This window comes from Rheinheimera sp. (genome assembly GCF_037442345.1).
Classification (GTDB): domain Bacteria; phylum Pseudomonadota; class Gammaproteobacteria; order Enterobacterales; family Alteromonadaceae; genus Pararheinheimera.
Genome location: NZ_JBBIQL010000009.1, coordinates 40008 through 53977 on the forward strand (window position 1 = coordinate 40008; position 13970 = coordinate 53977).

The 13970-nt window shown below is 52.5% G+C and carries 15 protein-coding genes and 1 tRNA gene; 8 read left to right on the forward strand and 8 right to left on the reverse strand.

The genetic code is table 11. The features are described from left to right. Positions 1-38 precede the first annotated feature (38 nt). Positions 39-1253, forward strand: a complete 1215-nt coding sequence (locus WKJ04_RS06795; protein WP_337879733.1) for an HD-GYP domain-containing protein — start codon at positions 39-41, stop codon at positions 1251-1253. 206 nt (positions 1254-1459) lie between these two features. On the opposite strand, the gene WKJ04_RS06800 is transcribed toward WKJ04_RS06795, so the two are convergent. Together WKJ04_RS06800 and WKJ04_RS06805 are read right to left on the reverse strand one after the other, a co-directional pair. After that, the gene (locus WKJ04_RS06800; RefSeq protein ID WP_337879734.1) at positions 1460-2266 is read right to left on the reverse strand and encodes a general secretion pathway protein GspB; all 807 of its coding nucleotides are present in this window, start codon (positions 2264-2266) and stop codon (positions 1460-1462) included. A gap of 6 nt (positions 2267-2272) precedes the next feature. Then, the gene (locus WKJ04_RS06805) at positions 2273-3184 is read right to left on the reverse strand and encodes an AAA family ATPase (protein ID WP_337879735.1); all 912 of its coding nucleotides are present in this window, start codon (positions 3182-3184) and stop codon (positions 2273-2275) included. Between the two features lie 77 nt (positions 3185-3261). Between WKJ04_RS06805 and WKJ04_RS06810 the strand changes: the two genes are divergently transcribed. Next, the gene (locus WKJ04_RS06810; protein ID WP_337879736.1) at positions 3262-4506 is read left to right on the forward strand and encodes a multifunctional CCA addition/repair protein; all 1245 of its coding nucleotides are present in this window, start codon (positions 3262-3264) and stop codon (positions 4504-4506) included. Here the strand turns inward: WKJ04_RS06810 and folK are convergent. Both folK and folB read right to left on the reverse strand, forming a co-directional pair. Continuing rightward, entirely contained in the window at positions 4424-4969 is a 546-nt protein-coding gene (gene folK, locus WKJ04_RS06815) for a 2-amino-4-hydroxy-6-hydroxymethyldihydropteridine diphosphokinase (RefSeq protein WP_337879737.1), read from the reverse strand. The two genes, WKJ04_RS06810 and folK, sit on opposite strands and share 83 nt — an antisense overlap. Then, entirely contained in the window at positions 4969-5319 is a 351-nt protein-coding gene (gene folB / locus WKJ04_RS06820; RefSeq protein ID WP_337879738.1) for a dihydroneopterin aldolase, read from the reverse strand. The genes folK and folB overlap by 1 nt, the downstream gene beginning before the upstream one ends. A 141-nt stretch (positions 5320-5460) precedes the next feature. On the opposite strand from folB, the gene plsY reads away from it, so the two are divergent. After that, a complete protein-coding gene (gene plsY, locus WKJ04_RS06825) occupies positions 5461-6090 on the forward strand; it encodes a glycerol-3-phosphate 1-O-acyltransferase PlsY (RefSeq protein ID WP_337879739.1) in 630 nt (209 codons plus the stop codon). A gap of 30 nt (positions 6091-6120) precedes the next feature. Here the strand turns inward: plsY and tsaD are convergent, their stop codons facing one another. Beyond that, a complete protein-coding gene (tsaD, locus tag WKJ04_RS06830) occupies positions 6121-7134 on the reverse strand; it encodes a tRNA (adenosine(37)-N6)-threonylcarbamoyltransferase complex transferase subunit TsaD (RefSeq protein ID WP_337879740.1) in 1014 nt (337 codons plus the stop codon). A gap of 168 nt (positions 7135-7302) precedes the next feature. On the opposite strand from tsaD, the gene rpsU reads away from it, so the two are divergent. The 5 genes from rpsU (at position 7303) to WKJ04_RS06855 (ending at position 12145) form a co-directional block, all read left to right on the forward strand. After that, entirely contained in the window at positions 7303-7518 is a 216-nt protein-coding gene (gene rpsU / locus WKJ04_RS06835; RefSeq protein ID WP_337843432.1) for a 30S ribosomal protein S21, read from the forward strand. 19 nt (positions 7519-7537) lie between these two features. Continuing rightward, entirely contained in the window at positions 7538-7981 is a 444-nt protein-coding gene (locus tag WKJ04_RS06840; protein WP_337879741.1) for a GatB/YqeY domain-containing protein, read from the forward strand. 72 nt (positions 7982-8053) lie between these two features. Further along, positions 8054-9778 (forward strand): DNA primase, encoded by a 1725-nt coding sequence (gene dnaG, locus WKJ04_RS06845; protein ID WP_337879742.1) that lies wholly within the window; start codon positions 8054-8056, stop codon positions 9776-9778. A 105-nt stretch (positions 9779-9883) separates the two neighbouring features. Continuing rightward, positions 9884-11737, forward strand: coding sequence for an RNA polymerase sigma factor RpoD (gene rpoD, locus WKJ04_RS06850; protein WP_337843429.1), 1854 nt, complete (start codon positions 9884-9886; stop codon positions 11735-11737). Between the two features lie 331 nt (positions 11738-12068). Beyond that, positions 12069-12145, forward strand: a tRNA-Ile gene (locus WKJ04_RS06855). 126 nt (positions 12146-12271) lie between these two features. On the opposite strand, the gene WKJ04_RS06860 is transcribed toward WKJ04_RS06855, so the two are convergent. Genes WKJ04_RS06860 through WKJ04_RS06870 form a run of 3 tightly spaced genes read right to left on the reverse strand, consistent with a single transcriptional unit; the run spans position 12272 to position 13883 of the window. Next, on the reverse strand, positions 12272-12724 hold the full coding sequence (locus tag WKJ04_RS06860; protein WP_337879743.1) for a hypothetical protein: 453 nt from the start codon (positions 12722-12724) through the stop codon (positions 12272-12274). After that, on the reverse strand, positions 12721-13398 hold the full coding sequence (locus tag WKJ04_RS06865; RefSeq protein WP_337879744.1) for a hypothetical protein: 678 nt from the start codon (positions 13396-13398) through the stop codon (positions 12721-12723). The genes WKJ04_RS06860 and WKJ04_RS06865 overlap by 4 nt, the downstream gene beginning before the upstream one ends. Further along, positions 13395-13883, reverse strand: a complete 489-nt coding sequence (locus WKJ04_RS06870; protein WP_337879745.1) for an RNA polymerase sigma factor — start codon at positions 13881-13883, stop codon at positions 13395-13397. Before WKJ04_RS06870 ends, WKJ04_RS06865 begins: the two co-directional genes overlap by 4 nt. Positions 13884-13970: the final 87 nt, after the last annotated feature.

The following is a 13970-nucleotide window of genomic DNA, read 5'->3' on the forward strand; positions in this document are numbered from 1 at the left end:
TTTAAATATTTCGGTTAACTTTTTGTTGCTGAGGTCCAATGAATCAGTCAAATCAGTTCAAAACCGTTTCTATTGACCAGTTAGTACCAGGAATGTACGTGGTGGCCGTCTTAAAACAACGAGGCCGGGTCGAAATTAAAACCGAAGGTTGGGTTCGCACTGACGCTATGATTGCCCAGCTGAAAAAAAAGGGCGTGCTGGAACTGCTGACCGATCCAAGCAAAGACCTGAACCAGTCGAAAGAAACGACTGAGCTGCCCACAAGCGACCCAGTCAGCACAGCGGCAGACGCCAAAAAAAACCGGGCTGTGCCCTACAGCAAGGAACTGGAACAGGCGCAGGTGTTGTACCAGCAAGCCAAAGGTCTGCAGAAAAAAGCCTTTGCCGATATCCAGGCAGGTCGCCCTTTGGCACTGCAGCCTTTTGTTGATTGCGCCAATGGTGTTATTGAATCCGTCTTCCGTAATCAGGACGCGTTGCTCTGCATCAGCCGTATCCGCGACAAAGACGCCTACCTGCTGGAACACTCCGTCAATGTCTCGATCCTGATGACCATTTTTGCCAAACAACTGGGCTTTGAACAAGAGCTGATCCAGCAACTGGCGACCGGCGCTTTGCTGCATGATATGGGCAAAATTAAAGTGCCGGACCATATTCTGAATAAACCAGGCCGGCTGGATCCGGACGAGCTGCAGGAAATGCGCAACCATGTGATCTACAGCTTCGAATTGCTGGAGTCCATAGCGGGGTTAAGCCAGGCCAGTCTGGATGTGGCGGCAGTGCACCATGAACGGCTGGACGGTAAGGGCTACCCTTTAGGTTTGAAAGACCTGCAGATTTCCCTGTATGGCCGCATGATTGCCATTGTTGATACCTATGACGCCATCACAGCAACCCGCTGTTACAAAGAAGGGCAAAGCGGCATTACGGCTCTGAAAATCATGAAAAAAGAAAGCCACAGCTATGATCAGGAATTGCTGGCGCAATTTATTCAGGCCATTGGCATCCATCCGGTTGGTACGCTGGTGAAACTGAAAAGCCAGAAGCTGGCAATAGTACTCAAAGCCAATCTGGTCGATCCGCTCAAACCTGTGGTGAAAGTGTTTTATCACACCAAATTTCGCCATTATCTGGAAGTGCAGGAACTGGATTTAGCACAAACCAAAGTGGATGATGAAATTGAAGCGGCGGTGATGCCGGAAGACTTTGACATTGATTTAATGCGCTTTTTCCGCCAGTCGGTGCTGCAATAAGCTGCGCGGCAGCAAGACCCCAGAAACATAGGCAAGCGATGTGACTGGGGCGAGAGGGCGCAGTCAACAAAGCTGCGGCTTCAAGGACGACGGGTTTCTACCCAAGTCAGTTGGAGTTGCAGCGAGGCGACAAGCCAGTGAGACCCCAGGAGCATAGTCACCCTATGTGACTGGGGTGAGAGGGCGCAGTCAACAAAGCTGCGGCTTCAAGGACGACGGGTATAACTCCAGTCGCTCAGCGCCTCGACACTGAACGTCTGCTGACCAAACTGCAACACCACATACTGCGGCAATATTTCTTTGACTTGCACGTCGGCAGTCAGCCATTGGCCCTGCTGCAAGTCTTTGCCATTGACTTTCACCCAGCGCTGCGCCGGCTCGGACGCGTAGACATGGGCTTCAAATTTCAGCTCAGGCAGTTGACGCTGCAGCAGATCGTCCAGCTGCTGCACCGGCACAGCCGGCACATCGTGGTAATTGATCTGAGGTTGTCTGTTGCTGCGTTCTGCAGCCGCCAGTGCACTGGCAAACTTTTCTTTCAGCTCAGCCGGTGCTTCGGAGTTTTCCAGCTCTTCGGCAGGCAATAAATCGCTGACCGGGCTCAGTTCGTCCTCAGTAAAAGCTTCAACAAAGGGGTCTGTTTGCTGAAACTCAGTTTCGGCCCGGCTGCGCCCCAGCATCGGCATGTCCGGTTGCGCTGAGACCAGCAGTTGCTCAGAAACGGCTTCTAATTCGCTTGGTTGAGCAGGCAATAGATCGGCCGCAAGTTGCAGCTCCTGCGCAATTTCTGCGGCGCTCGCTGCCACAGGCTGTACCACCACAGGCGGTGCTGGTTTTGTGGGCACAGCAACAACCTCAGGCTGCGGCTGTCGGCCCAACCAGAACCCCACTGCCAAACCCGCCCCAATAATCAACAGCAACAACAGAGGTTTCAGCCAGTTCATACCTGGCTTTGATTCAGCCGCAATCTGTACTTGCTGCTGTTGTTTCAACGCATCCATCAATAACGACATAAATTCTCAGTTCCACCACAGTGTGGCGACAGCTGCACCAGCGCCAAGTGCCAATAAAGTAACAGCCGGCCACAACCACCAGGGCCATGGCTGGCTTTGCACCGGCATTTTTACCGCCAACACTTCAGTTGCCGCCTGCTCTATCAGTTTCGCATCCACCAAGGCTTTTTGCTGGCTGTAGCCGCCGAGCAAAGCCCGGTCACAAATCAGGTTCAATAAACGCGGGATCCCCCCAGACAACAGAAACAACTTTTTCAGCGCGGCCGCAGTAAAAACTGGCCGGCTGCAGCCGGCCACCTGCAAACGATAACTGACATACTGCTGCACTTCCTGTTCGGTTAAAGGCATCAGATGGTAGCGGGCGGTAATGCGCTGCGCCAGCTGGCGTAAATCCTGGCGCTGCAGCAACTGCTGTAATTCCGGCTGACCTATCAGGATCACCTGCAGCAGCTTTTTAGTGTTGGTTTCCAGATTGGTCAGCAGACGCAACTGCTCCAGCACTGCAGGCTGCAAATGCTGGGCTTCATCAATAATCAAAATGGTATTTTTACCGGCCTGATGGTTTTTCAGCAGGCGGTTGGTAATTTTATCGGTCAGATTTTTCAGGCTGGCATCCGCCTTTTTGTAGCGGATACGCAACTGATCACAAATGGCGGCCAGCAGCTCCAGTTCATTCAACGTCGGATTTAAAATAAAAGCCACTTCGGTCTGGTCGGTCAGTTCCTGCAATAAACAGCGTGATACTGTGGTTTTGCCGGTGCCGACTTCTCCGGTCAGTAACACAAAACCACCTGCATCACCCAAACCATAACGCAAATGAGCCAGCGCCTCAGCGTGACGGGCACTGAGAAACAAAAAATCAGGGTTCGGCGCTATCGAAAACGGCTGGCTGTTCAGGCCAAAAAATCCGGTGTACATGGCGTTCCTGAGGTTGGGTTGAGCGACTTTTGCTGCTGGGGCGTTATAATGGCAAAAAAACTGTTGGTGGGAAAGCATTGAAGCTGTATCTGGTCGGCGGCGCAGTTCGCGACAAACTCTTGAATTATCCGGCGCTGGACCAGGACTGGCTGGTGGTCGGCAGCACACCGGAACAAATGCTGGCTCAGGGCTATCAAGCCGTTGGTAAGGATTTTCCGGTGTTCCTGCATCCCAAAACCAAACAGGAATATGCGTTGGCCCGCACTGAACGTAAACAGGGCCAGGGGTATACCGGCTTTGCCTGCTATTTCGCCGAAGACGTTACGCTGGAGCAGGATTTGCTGCGCCGCGATCTGACCATCAATGCAATGGCGATGGACGAAGAAGGGCAGCTGCATGACCCTTATGGCGGTTACCAGGACCTGCAGCAAAAAATTCTGCGTCATGTATCGCCGGCTTTTGCGGAAGACCCACTGCGGGTATTAAGAGTGGCCCGCTTCTATGCCCGCTATAAGCACCTGGGTTTTCAGATTGCCGACGAGACCCTGAACCTGATGCGCCTGCTCAGTCACAGCGGTGAGTTGCAGCACCTGACGGCAGAACGGGTCTGGCAGGAAAGCGCCCGGGCGTTGCAGGAACGCAACCCAGAGGCCTATATTGAGGTGCTGTATCAGGTTGGTGCTTTGGCGGCGCTGATGCCGGAGCTGGCCAGACTCTGGGGCGTGCCCAACCCAGCAAAATGGCACCCCGAAATCGACTCCGGTATTCACACTTTATTGGTGCTGCAACAGGCGGCATTGTTATCCGATCGGTTAGACGTCCGTTTTGCTGCGCTGTGCCATGACGTCGGTAAAGGCGAAACCGACCCGGCGCTCTGGCCTTCGCATCATGGCCATGAACACAGTGGTTTACCTGTGCTCAAAACCATGTGTGAGCGCTTGCGGGTGCCGAATGACTGCAAAGAGCTGGCGCTGCTCGCCTGTCAGTACCATCAACTGCTTCACAAAGCCCTGGAGCTGCGCCCCGCCACAGTGCTGAAACTCTTTGATGGCATCGATTTATGGCGTAAACCAGAACGGCTGGACTTATTGCTGCTGTGTGCCGTTGCAGATTTACGTGGCCGCACCGGCTTTGAACAAGCGGACTACCCACAGCAGGAGTATTTATTGCAAGCCGCCCAGGCGGCCAGGGCTGTCGATATCAAAGCCATAGTAGCGGCAGGCCTGAAAGGTGAAGCTATTAAACACAAACTGGCTGAGCATCGGCTGGCAGCAGTGACGCAGGTAAAACAACAGTGGGATCAGGCCAGACAAACTCAATAGGCCAGAGCTGCTGCTGTTCCTGATAGGCCTGCCATAACGACTGGTAGCTCTGCTGCAGCACAGGATGCAACTGTTCTGGTGCCAGCTCAGCCAAAGGCCAAAGCACAAAGGCATTTTTCAGGATTTCAGCTCGGGGCAATTCCAGCGGTTGCTGACAGATCAGCGCGTCGTAGGTCAATAAATCCAGGTCCAGGGTTTTGCCACAAAATTTAGGCGAAGCCGCAGCTTTGCCGTAACGCTGCTCCAGGCTTTTCAGCGCGCTGATACAATCTGCAACGGCCAACGCCGTATGGGCTTCGATCACCAGGTTGTAAAAGGGATCGCCGACAAAACCGACCGCCTCACTTTCAAACACCCGCGAACAGCGTAGCGGACCAAACAGTGCGTGTAACTCGAGGTAAGCGGCGGCAATATGACGCTCGCGTTCAATATTGCTGCCCACACTGATGTAGATCAGTGCCATTACCAGTCGCCCCTGTTAATGCTTACACCAACAGTAGCGGCCTGTGGCACCGCACCAGGTTTACCGATACGGATCGCTACTGCTGTAGTGGGAAAACGCTGCAGCAGCATAGTGGCAGTTTTTTCCGCCACAGTTTCCAGCAACTGATGCGGCACAGCGCAAAGCTCAGTTACGGCCTGACAGACTGCGGCATAATCGATGGTCAATTGCAAATCGTCACTCGCGGCAGCCAGGCGGATATCTGTTTTCATCTCAATATCAAACACCAGCGTCTGTTGGATTTGTTTTTCCCAGTCATAGACCCCAATCACGGTTGGGACCTGCAAGGCACTGATAAAAACTTTGTCCATTCTGATTTCCGCTTTTGTTAAGTTACTGTTTCAGGTAGTCTGCTGGTCGGATAGGCAAAAACCACAAAACTCTATAAGCTGACCGCCTTTTGATAAGGGCGTGATTCTAGCGCACTTTGCCAGACTGAGGAACCCAGAACCATGACCCCAACCATAGCAGTAATGATGCTTGCCGCCTACTTAAGCGGTTCGATCTGCTCTGCTATTCTGGTCAGCCGGATTTTCCGTTTACCCGACCCGCGCACCCATGGTTCAGGTAACCCCGGAGCCACCAATGTATTGCGCCTGGGCGGCGCATTCCCCGCGATTTTAGTACTGGTGTTTGACGTGCTCAAAGGCACTATTCCGGTCTGGGGCTCTTATTTCTTAGGGATTGAAGCTTTCTACCTTGGCATGATTGCCATCTGCGCCTGCCTCGGTCACATCTATCCGCTGTTTTTTGGTTTTAAAGGTGGCAAGGCAGTCGCCACGGCTTTTGGCAGCATGATGCCTATAGGTTTGGATTTGGCAGGTTTATTAATTTCCACCTGGATGATGCTGGTGGGTGCGACCGGTTATTCGTCCCTGGCAGCCATAGTGACAGTGTCGTTGGCGCCAATTTTTACTTGGTTTATCAAACCTTTATACACTATTCCTGTGTCAATGCTGAGCCTGCTGATTATTTTGCGCCATAAAGACAACATCATCCGGCTCTGGCGGGGTGATGAAAGCAAAGTCTGGCATAAAGGCCGCAAGAAAACCAAAAAGGAATCAGATCCGGGGTCAGAGTAGGGGTCAGAGTATGACTCTGACCCCATTCATTTAAAGAGCGGGCAATTGATCCATTGGCCAGCGTGGCGTGACACCTATCGACAAATCCTGCTGCTGACCTGCTTTTAAGCGTTGGAATCCGGCAAACGCAATCATGGCACCATTGTCGGTGCAGAACTCTTTACGTGGGTAAAACACTTCTCCTTTTAAGCTGGACAGCAGTTGTTCCAGCTGCTCGCGCAGAGAAGTATTGGCACTGACACCACCGGCAACCACCAGCCGCTTCAGCTTTTGCTCTTTCAACGCCCGTCTGCATTTCAACACCAGAGTATCCACCACAGCTTGTTGGAATGACGCCGCGATATTCGCCTGCACATCCGGGCTTTTGCCTTCGGCAGCGATCACATTAGCAGCCGCTGTCTTGAGGCCACTAAAGCTGAAATCCAGACCAGGCCTGTCGGTCATAGGGCGCGGAAAGGCGTAAGCTGCAGAATTACCTTTGGTGGCTAATTTCGCCAGCAGTGGGCCGCCTGGATAATCCAACCCCATCAATTTGGCTGTTTTATCGAAGGCTTCACCCGCCGCATCGTCAATGGATTCACCGAGCAACTTGTATTGGCCAATACCGTCGACGCGCACCAGTTGAGTATGACCACCGGACACCAACAAAGCTAAAAAAGGAAATTCAGGCTGCTTTTCTTCCAGCATAGGAGCCAATAAATGGCCTTCCATATGATGCACCGCCAGAGCCGGCACATTCCAGGCCATCGCCAGAGAGCGGCCAATGGAAGCCCCCACCATTAAAGCGCCAGCCAGACCAGGGCCCGCTGTGTAGGCAACCCCCTGAATGTCCGAAGCGCTGCATCCGGCTTCGGTTAACGCTTGCTTGATCAGTGGCAGGGTTTTACGGATATGATCACGCGACGCCAGCTCAGGCACCACACCGCCGTAATCGGCATGCAGTGGGATCTGGCTGTACAGCACATGACTTAATAAGCCTTTGTGTTCATCGTATATGGCAATTCCTGTTTCATCACAGGAGGTTTCGATGCCAAGGACTCGCATTTTTTCCCCTTCCACTCTATGATACGCGGCGAATTGTACTGGCATCCGTAGAGCAGAGCCAGCGAAACACTTATTGCTTTACATTGGTAGTGGCTTTTGGGTAGAATGCCGCACCATTTTTAATCGTATTGGTTAGACGCTAACCAAAGTGACCGAGGTGAGAATTTAATGCCTGTAGTAAAAGTTAAAGAAAACGAGCCGTTTGACGTAGCTCTGCGTCGTTTCAAACGTTCTTGCGAAAAAGCTGGTGTTCTGGCTGACGTGCGCGCTAAAGAGTTTTACGAGAAACCAACCTGGATCCGTAAACGTAAAAAAGCGGCCGCAGTAAAGCGCCACATGAAAAAAATGTTCCGCGAGAACGCTCGTCGTATCAAGCTTTACTAATTTCTTTTCTGCCTGACTGATGTCGCTGTTAGAGCAACTGCAAGAAGCACAAAAAGACGCAATGCGTGCCAAGGACAAATTACGCCTTGGCACTATTCGTCTGGCATTGGCTGAAGTAAAGCAACGCCAGATTGATGCGCAGATGGAACCGACTGACGCCAATATTCTTGCCGTGCTGACCAAAATGGCCAAGCAACGCAAAGAATCTGCCAGTCAATACAGCGCCGCAGGCAGACAGGATTTGGCTGACACCGAGTTGGCCGAAATTACAATCATTGAACAGTTTTTGCCAAAAGCCTTGTCGGCGGCAGAACTGGATGATTTACTGCAACAAGCCATAGCAGAAACCAGTGCCAGCTCAATGCAGGACATGGCCAAGCTGATGGCGTGGTTAAAACCACAGGTGCAGGGCCGCACTGATATGGGTGCATTAAGTCAGCTGGTCAAATCCAGACTGAACTAAGTTTAGGCCGAATCACTGCATGCCGGGCTCTTGCTCGGCTTGTCTTTTTCTGAAGACCGCGTAAGGAAAAAGGTGGCAGGACAAATTCCCAGACACTTTATCGACGAGCTGCTCGCCCGGACTGATATTGTTGAGCTGATAGATCAAAGAGTTCCTTTAAAAAAGGCTGGTAAAAACTACCAGGCCTGCTGCCCTTTTCATAACGAAAAATCGCCTTCTTTTACCGTCAGCCAGGACAAGCAGTTTTACCATTGCTTCGGTTGTGGCGCTCATGGCAACGCGATCAGCTTTTTAATGGCCTATGAGCAGTTGGAGTTTGTTGAAGCCATTGAAGATTTAGCCCGGCTGCACCATTTGGAAGTGCCACGTGAGCAAGGCAAAGGGCCTCAGCGGCCTCAGGCCCAGGCCGACGATTACAGCCAAATGCAAAAAGCGGCGACGCTGTATCAGCAGGCATTAAGTCGTCATGAAGCAGCCAGCAGTTATCTGGCCAATCGCGGTATCAGCGCAGAAACAGCCGAAAAATACGGCATTGGTTATGCGCCTGAAAGTTGGGATTTCTTGCTGAAGCAACTGGCCAGTAGCAAACCGCAACGCGATCAGTTGTTTGAACTGAAACTGATCAACCGAAACGAAAACGGCCGTGAGTACGACTTTTTCCGCGACCGGCTGATGTTTCCAATTCGGGATAAACGTGGCCGGGTCATTGGCTTCGGTGGCCGGGTCTTGGGTGACGGCACCCCAAAATACCTGAACTCACCGGAAACCCGCTTGTTCCATAAAGGCCGTGAGTTGTACGGCCTCTATGAAGCCCGACAGAATGACGAGCGGTTAAACCGGGTGCTGATTGTTGAAGGTTATATGGACGTGGTCGGCCTGGCGGATAAAGGTATTTCCTTTGCTGTGGCTTGTTTAGGCACCGCCACGACCCCAGATCATATGCAGACCCTGTTCAGGCTCACCAGCACAGTCACCTGCTGTTATGACGGCGACAGAGCCGGACGTGATGCGGCCTGGCGGGCATTACAAAGTGCCCTGCCCCATCTGAAAGATGGTGTTGAACTGAACTTTGTGTTTTTGCCTGAAGGCGAAGACCCGGATTCGCTGGTAAAACAAGAAGGCAAAGCGGCATTCTTGCAACGACTGGACCAGGCGCAATCGTTAGGGATTTATTTGTTTGATCATCTGGTCAAAGAACTGGATGTCAGTACCGATGCCGGTAAATCCGCCTTGTGGGCCAAAGCCAATGAGCTGATTAAACAAATACCCAGCGAATTTTACCGTGACGCCCTGTATGAAAAACTGCAGGCGCTGGTGGGGAAAAACGTGAAAACAGCGGCACGGCCCGTGGCAAAAACGGCCGTGGCTGCCGCGGCGACACCGACCCCGAAAATTACACCTATGCGGCGTGCCATTGCACTGTTGATACAACACCCGGTGCTGGCGCAGGTGATGCCCGTCGCACCTGAGCTGGCTCAGGCCAATCTGCCGGGCATTCAGTTATTACTGGCGTTGCAGGAGAAGCTGCTGCAACAACCCAAAGCAACCACAGCTCAATTGTTAGAACATTGGCGGGATACCGCTGAATACAACATTCTGGTCAAGCTGACCTTATGGGACCATCAGGTTGCCGAAGAACAGTTGACGCAGGAGTTTCTGGATACCTTCCGTTCGATAGAAGATCAGTATCTGGCGCAGCGTCTGGAAGAGCTGCAACGTAAGGATACGCTGGAACAGCTTTCGCAGGCAGAAAAACAGGAATTCGTGCTGTTACTAAAAGCGTTTAAAAGCAAATAACACTGGGTTGGCAGGCAGGTCGTGGCTGGCTAGAAAAGCTGCGCTTTGTTATAATCGCTAATTCGCATTTTCAGACTAACTTATTTGGGTGGAAGAGCAGCCTCTATGGAGCAAAATCCTCAGTCGCAACTAAAACTCCTGATTTTAAAGGGTAAAGAGCAAGGCTACTTAACCTTTGCTGAAGTCAATGATCACCTTCCACAAGACATCATCGACTCGGATCAGATTGAAGACATAATCCGGATGATCAACGACATGGGCATTCAGGTGTTTGAAACAGCACCAGATGCCGATGACTTGATCATGACAGATGCCACGCCGGATGAAGACGCGGCAGAAGAAGCTGCCCAGGCGCTGGTCAGTGTCGATAAAGAACTGGGCCGCACCACTGATCCGGTTCGTATGTACATGCGTGAAATGGGTACAGTGGAACTGTTGACCCGTGAAGGCGAAATTGACATCGCCAAACGTATTGAAGAAGGCATTAATCAGGTTCAGACCTCTGTGGCTGAATACCCGGAAGCCATTACCTACCTGTTGGAACAGTGGGATAAATACGAAGCCGAAGAAATCCGTTTAAGTGACATAGTCACCGCCTTTATCGACCCGAACGAAGCCGATGATATGGCGCCAACCGCGACCCATATCGGCTCCGACGTGCCAGAAGATCAACTGGATGACGAAGACACTGACATCTCCGGCGACGAGGAAGATGAAGACGGTGATTCTTCGGACGATGGTGATTCGGGCCCAGACCCAGAAATGGCCCGGGAAAAATTTGGCGCCTTACGTGCCCAGTATGAAGTGACCCGTCACTCCATCATCAATAATGGCCGTGAGCACCCAACCACCAAAGAAGAAATCGAGAAGCTGAGCGAAGTCTTCCGTTGCTTCCGTCTGGTCCCCAAACAATTCGACCGCCTGGTGAAAAACATGCGTGAGATGATGGACCGGGTGCGGGTGCAGGAACGCATTGTGATGAAACACTGCGTTGAATACGCCAAGATGCCGAAGAAGAACTTTATGAAGGCCTTCAGCGGTTTCGAAAACAGCACGGCCTGGATTGACGCCGAAATTGCTGCTGCCAAACCTCACTCAGCCCGTATGGCCGAGATGAAAGACGAGCTGTACCGCAGCATCGACAAGCTGAAAAAAATTGAAGAAGAGACTGGCCTGTCTATCTTCAAAATTAAAGACATCAACCGCCGCATGTCGATTGGTGAAGCCAAAGCGCGCCGGGCGAAAAAAGAGATGGTGGAAGCCAACTTACGTCTGGTAATTTCGATTGCGAAGAAATACACCAACCGTGGTCTGCAGTTCCTCGACTTAATTCAGGAAGGCAACATTGGTTTGATGAAAGCGGTCGACAAATTCGAATACCGCCGTGGTTATAAGTTTTCGACCTATGCCACCTGGTGGATCCGTCAGGCCATTACCCGCTCTATCGCGGACCAGGCACGGACTATCCGTATTCCGGTGCATATGATCGAGACCATTAACAAACTGAACCGTATCTCCCGTCAGATGCTGCAGGAAATGGGCCGTGAACCGTCACCGGAAGAACTGTCTGAGCGTATGGGCATGCCGGAAGACAAGATCCGTAAAGTGCTGAAAATTGCCAAAGAGCCAATCTCAATGGAAACCCCTATTGGTGACGATGAAGATTCGCATCTGGGCGATTTTATTGAGGACAGCACCTCGGAATCGCCACTGGATTCAGCCACCATGGAAAGCTTAAAAGCCGCCACCAGCGAAGTGCTGGCCGGTTTAACAGCCCGCGAAGCCAAAGTGCTGAGGATGCGTTTCGGTATCGACATGAACACCGACCATACGCTGGAAGAAGTTGGTAAGCAGTTTGACGTTACCCGTGAGCGTATTCGTCAGATTGAGGCCAAAGCACTGCGTAAACTGCGCCATCCAAGCCGCAGCGAAGTATTAAAGAGCTTCCTGGACGAATAAAAGTTTAAAAAGCTATTCAGAACAAAACAGGCGCCGTACAGCGCCTGTTTTTTTGCCTAAAATTCCGCCAATCAGTTGTTTGTGCTGTGGTTTTAGCCGTGACAAGCCAACACAAAATACATATACTGCGGTTGCTTTGTGCTGCAGCCTTGCAGCTTCCTTGCAAAGTGTAGAAATGGCCCTATAGCTCAGTTGGCTGAGGGGCGTTCGCTGTAAAGCGATGAGCTGTGATTTAACATCACAGCGAAAGACGCGAAGGTGAGGCCGTGGATGGCCGAACCGGAATGAAGCTACAGGATGTACCCTGCTGCCTCATACGAAAGTGAAAAATGGCCCTATAGCTCAGTTGGTTAGAGCATCCGACTCATAATCGGCAGGTCCCTGGTTCAAGTCCAGGTGGGGCCACCATTTCAAGCTACGTTTTCATGCCAGCCCTTACCGGACTACTCCCACTTGTAGCTAAAGCTGTGCACGTTCAACTCGCACAAAGCACTGCTTTCTGACAACACTCGTTTCGCTCAGCTGGGGCCCTCTTTAGTCTTCTGTGGTTATTTCTTTCTTCGCTTTTTCCTGTTCAAACAACACATCTGCAACGCTAAACGCCAGCGGCAGCGTGGGTTGAATGCCAGTACCGAGGCGGATGTCAAGGCGGATCAGGGTGGCGATTTGTGCTTTGCTGTCGCTGATCAGGCAATAAGGTGCAGTGCAACCGGCGGCAGGCCCAGGCTGCCATGAGGCCGCTTTATGGTTGATTTGACTCTGTTCTGCTTCAATCACAAACCAGTCATAACCTTGTTGTTCAGTCAGCAAAGCAGCCGCCAGCAGGCTGCTTTGGGTCCAGACGCCGGCATTCAGCTGGTGGTGAATATAGAGGCGGTGGTAGTTTGGGCTCAGGGCTTCGCTGTGTAACCAAGCGGGCAGCGCGGGCGTGGTACTGCTGCAGCTTTGCAGCAATACCGCCAACAGCAGCAACAGCCCCCTGATCATGGTTGTGGGCGCCAGCCGTTTTGCAGCAGCTGTTGCTCCTGCTGCAACGTCATGGCAGCAGCCGCCATCTGCTGATCCAGCAGGGCATCCAGGGCCTCACTGTGAGTCGCCGTCTGATACCCCTGCCCGGTCACCCGGCTTTCGCTGTGCATTAAAGTCCATTCAGCGCTGCGGCAGGCCAGCTGTTGCTGTACTTGGTTGTCGCTGCCCAACTGGTAAACCCGGCAGTACTGGCCGTTTTGTGCAACAAAACTGAACTGCACTTCCAGCGACCTGCCGTCCGCCAGCTCCACTCGCTGGCCTGAGGCTTGTTGTTCCAGGCGCTGCTGCACCAGAGACCAGGGATCGGAAACAGTACCGCCGGAACCAAATTGCAATAACAGGGCGACAGCAGTCACTGAGGCTGCAGCCGCCAGCCAAGGCAAGGGTCTGCGCCGCAGTGGCACCACGTCAGGCTGTTCAATTCTGTGCAGGCTTTGAGCTAAGCCGGCACTTAATGGGCTGTTATCGATGCTGGCTGCAAACTGCTGCACTCTGGAGTCCACGGCCGCCAGTTCAGCCAGGCGGTCGGCCAGCTCCGGCTGAGCCACTATGGCCTGACGCACCTGTTCCATCTCGGCCGGACTAAGCTCTGCATCCAGAAATGCGCTGAGTTGTTCGTTACTGGGGGTCATTCTGTCACCTCCGAAGGCTGGGCAAACCAGCGTGCCAGTTGTTGTCGTGCCCGTGCCAACCGGCTCATCACAGTGCCACCTGGCACCTGCAGCATCTCGGCGGCTTCAGCATAACTGAAGCCCTGTACGGCCACCAAAGCCAGCACCTCCCGTTGTTCCTGCGGCAATTGCTGCAAGGCCCGGCTCACCTGCTGCAGTTCAATCTGCTGTTGCGGGTCACTGCTCTGGCCTGGCAATTGCTCCAGCAGCTCAGGTTCCGACAGCGTCATGCCCTGCAGTTGACGCGCTCTGTACTGATCGATCCACTGATTGCGGATCACCCGAAAACACCAGGCCAATACCGGCACTTCGGCTGCAGGCGGCGACAGCCACAGCTTCTCGATACACTGCTGCACCAGGTCATCGGCGTCGGCCGCATTGGCACAGAGCGCGTAGGCAAAACGGCGCAACTGTGGCAATAATACTTTAATGTGGTCGTTGGTCATGTCCGGCTCCTTTTTTAACTAAACGAGCCAACTCAGCCTTTTATTCCGGCTTTTGCGGAATTTTTTTCTGTGTCTGACGTTAACACT

Coding starts and splice junctions, on each gene's coding strand:
- rpsU (WP_337843432.1), top strand. CDS start 7,303: ATGCCTGTAGTAAAAGTTAAAGAAAACGAGCCGTTTGACGTAGCTCTG.
- WKJ04_RS06795 (WP_337879733.1), top strand. CDS start 39: ATGAATCAGTCAAATCAGTTCAAAACCGTTTCTATTGACCAGTTAGTA.
- WKJ04_RS06870 (WP_337879745.1), bottom strand. CDS start 13,883: ATGACCAACGACCACATTAAAGTATTATTGCCACAGTTGCGCCGTTTT.
- plsY (WP_337879739.1), top strand. CDS start 5,461: ATGACCCCAACCATAGCAGTAATGATGCTTGCCGCCTACTTAAGCGGT.
- WKJ04_RS06840 (WP_337879741.1), top strand. CDS start 7,538: ATGTCGCTGTTAGAGCAACTGCAAGAAGCACAAAAAGACGCAATGCGT.
- tsaD (WP_337879740.1), bottom strand. CDS start 7,134: ATGCGAGTCCTTGGCATCGAAACCTCCTGTGATGAAACAGGAATTGCC.
- WKJ04_RS06805 (WP_337879735.1), bottom strand. CDS start 3,184: ATGTACACCGGATTTTTTGGCCTGAACAGCCAGCCGTTTTCGATAGCG.
- folK (WP_337879737.1), bottom strand. CDS start 4,969: ATGGCACTGATCTACATCAGTGTGGGCAGCAATATTGAACGCGAGCGT.
- WKJ04_RS06860 (WP_337879743.1), bottom strand. CDS start 12,724: ATGATCAGGGGGCTGTTGCTGCTGTTGGCGGTATTGCTGCAAAGCTGC.
- WKJ04_RS06865 (WP_337879744.1), bottom strand. CDS start 13,398: ATGACCCCCAGTAACGAACAACTCAGCGCATTTCTGGATGCAGAGCTT.
- rpoD (WP_337843429.1), top strand. CDS start 9,884: ATGGAGCAAAATCCTCAGTCGCAACTAAAACTCCTGATTTTAAAGGGT.
- WKJ04_RS06800 (WP_337879734.1), bottom strand. CDS start 2,266: ATGTCGTTATTGATGGATGCGTTGAAACAACAGCAGCAAGTACAGATT.
- folB (WP_337879738.1), bottom strand. CDS start 5,319: ATGGACAAAGTTTTTATCAGTGCCTTGCAGGTCCCAACCGTGATTGGG.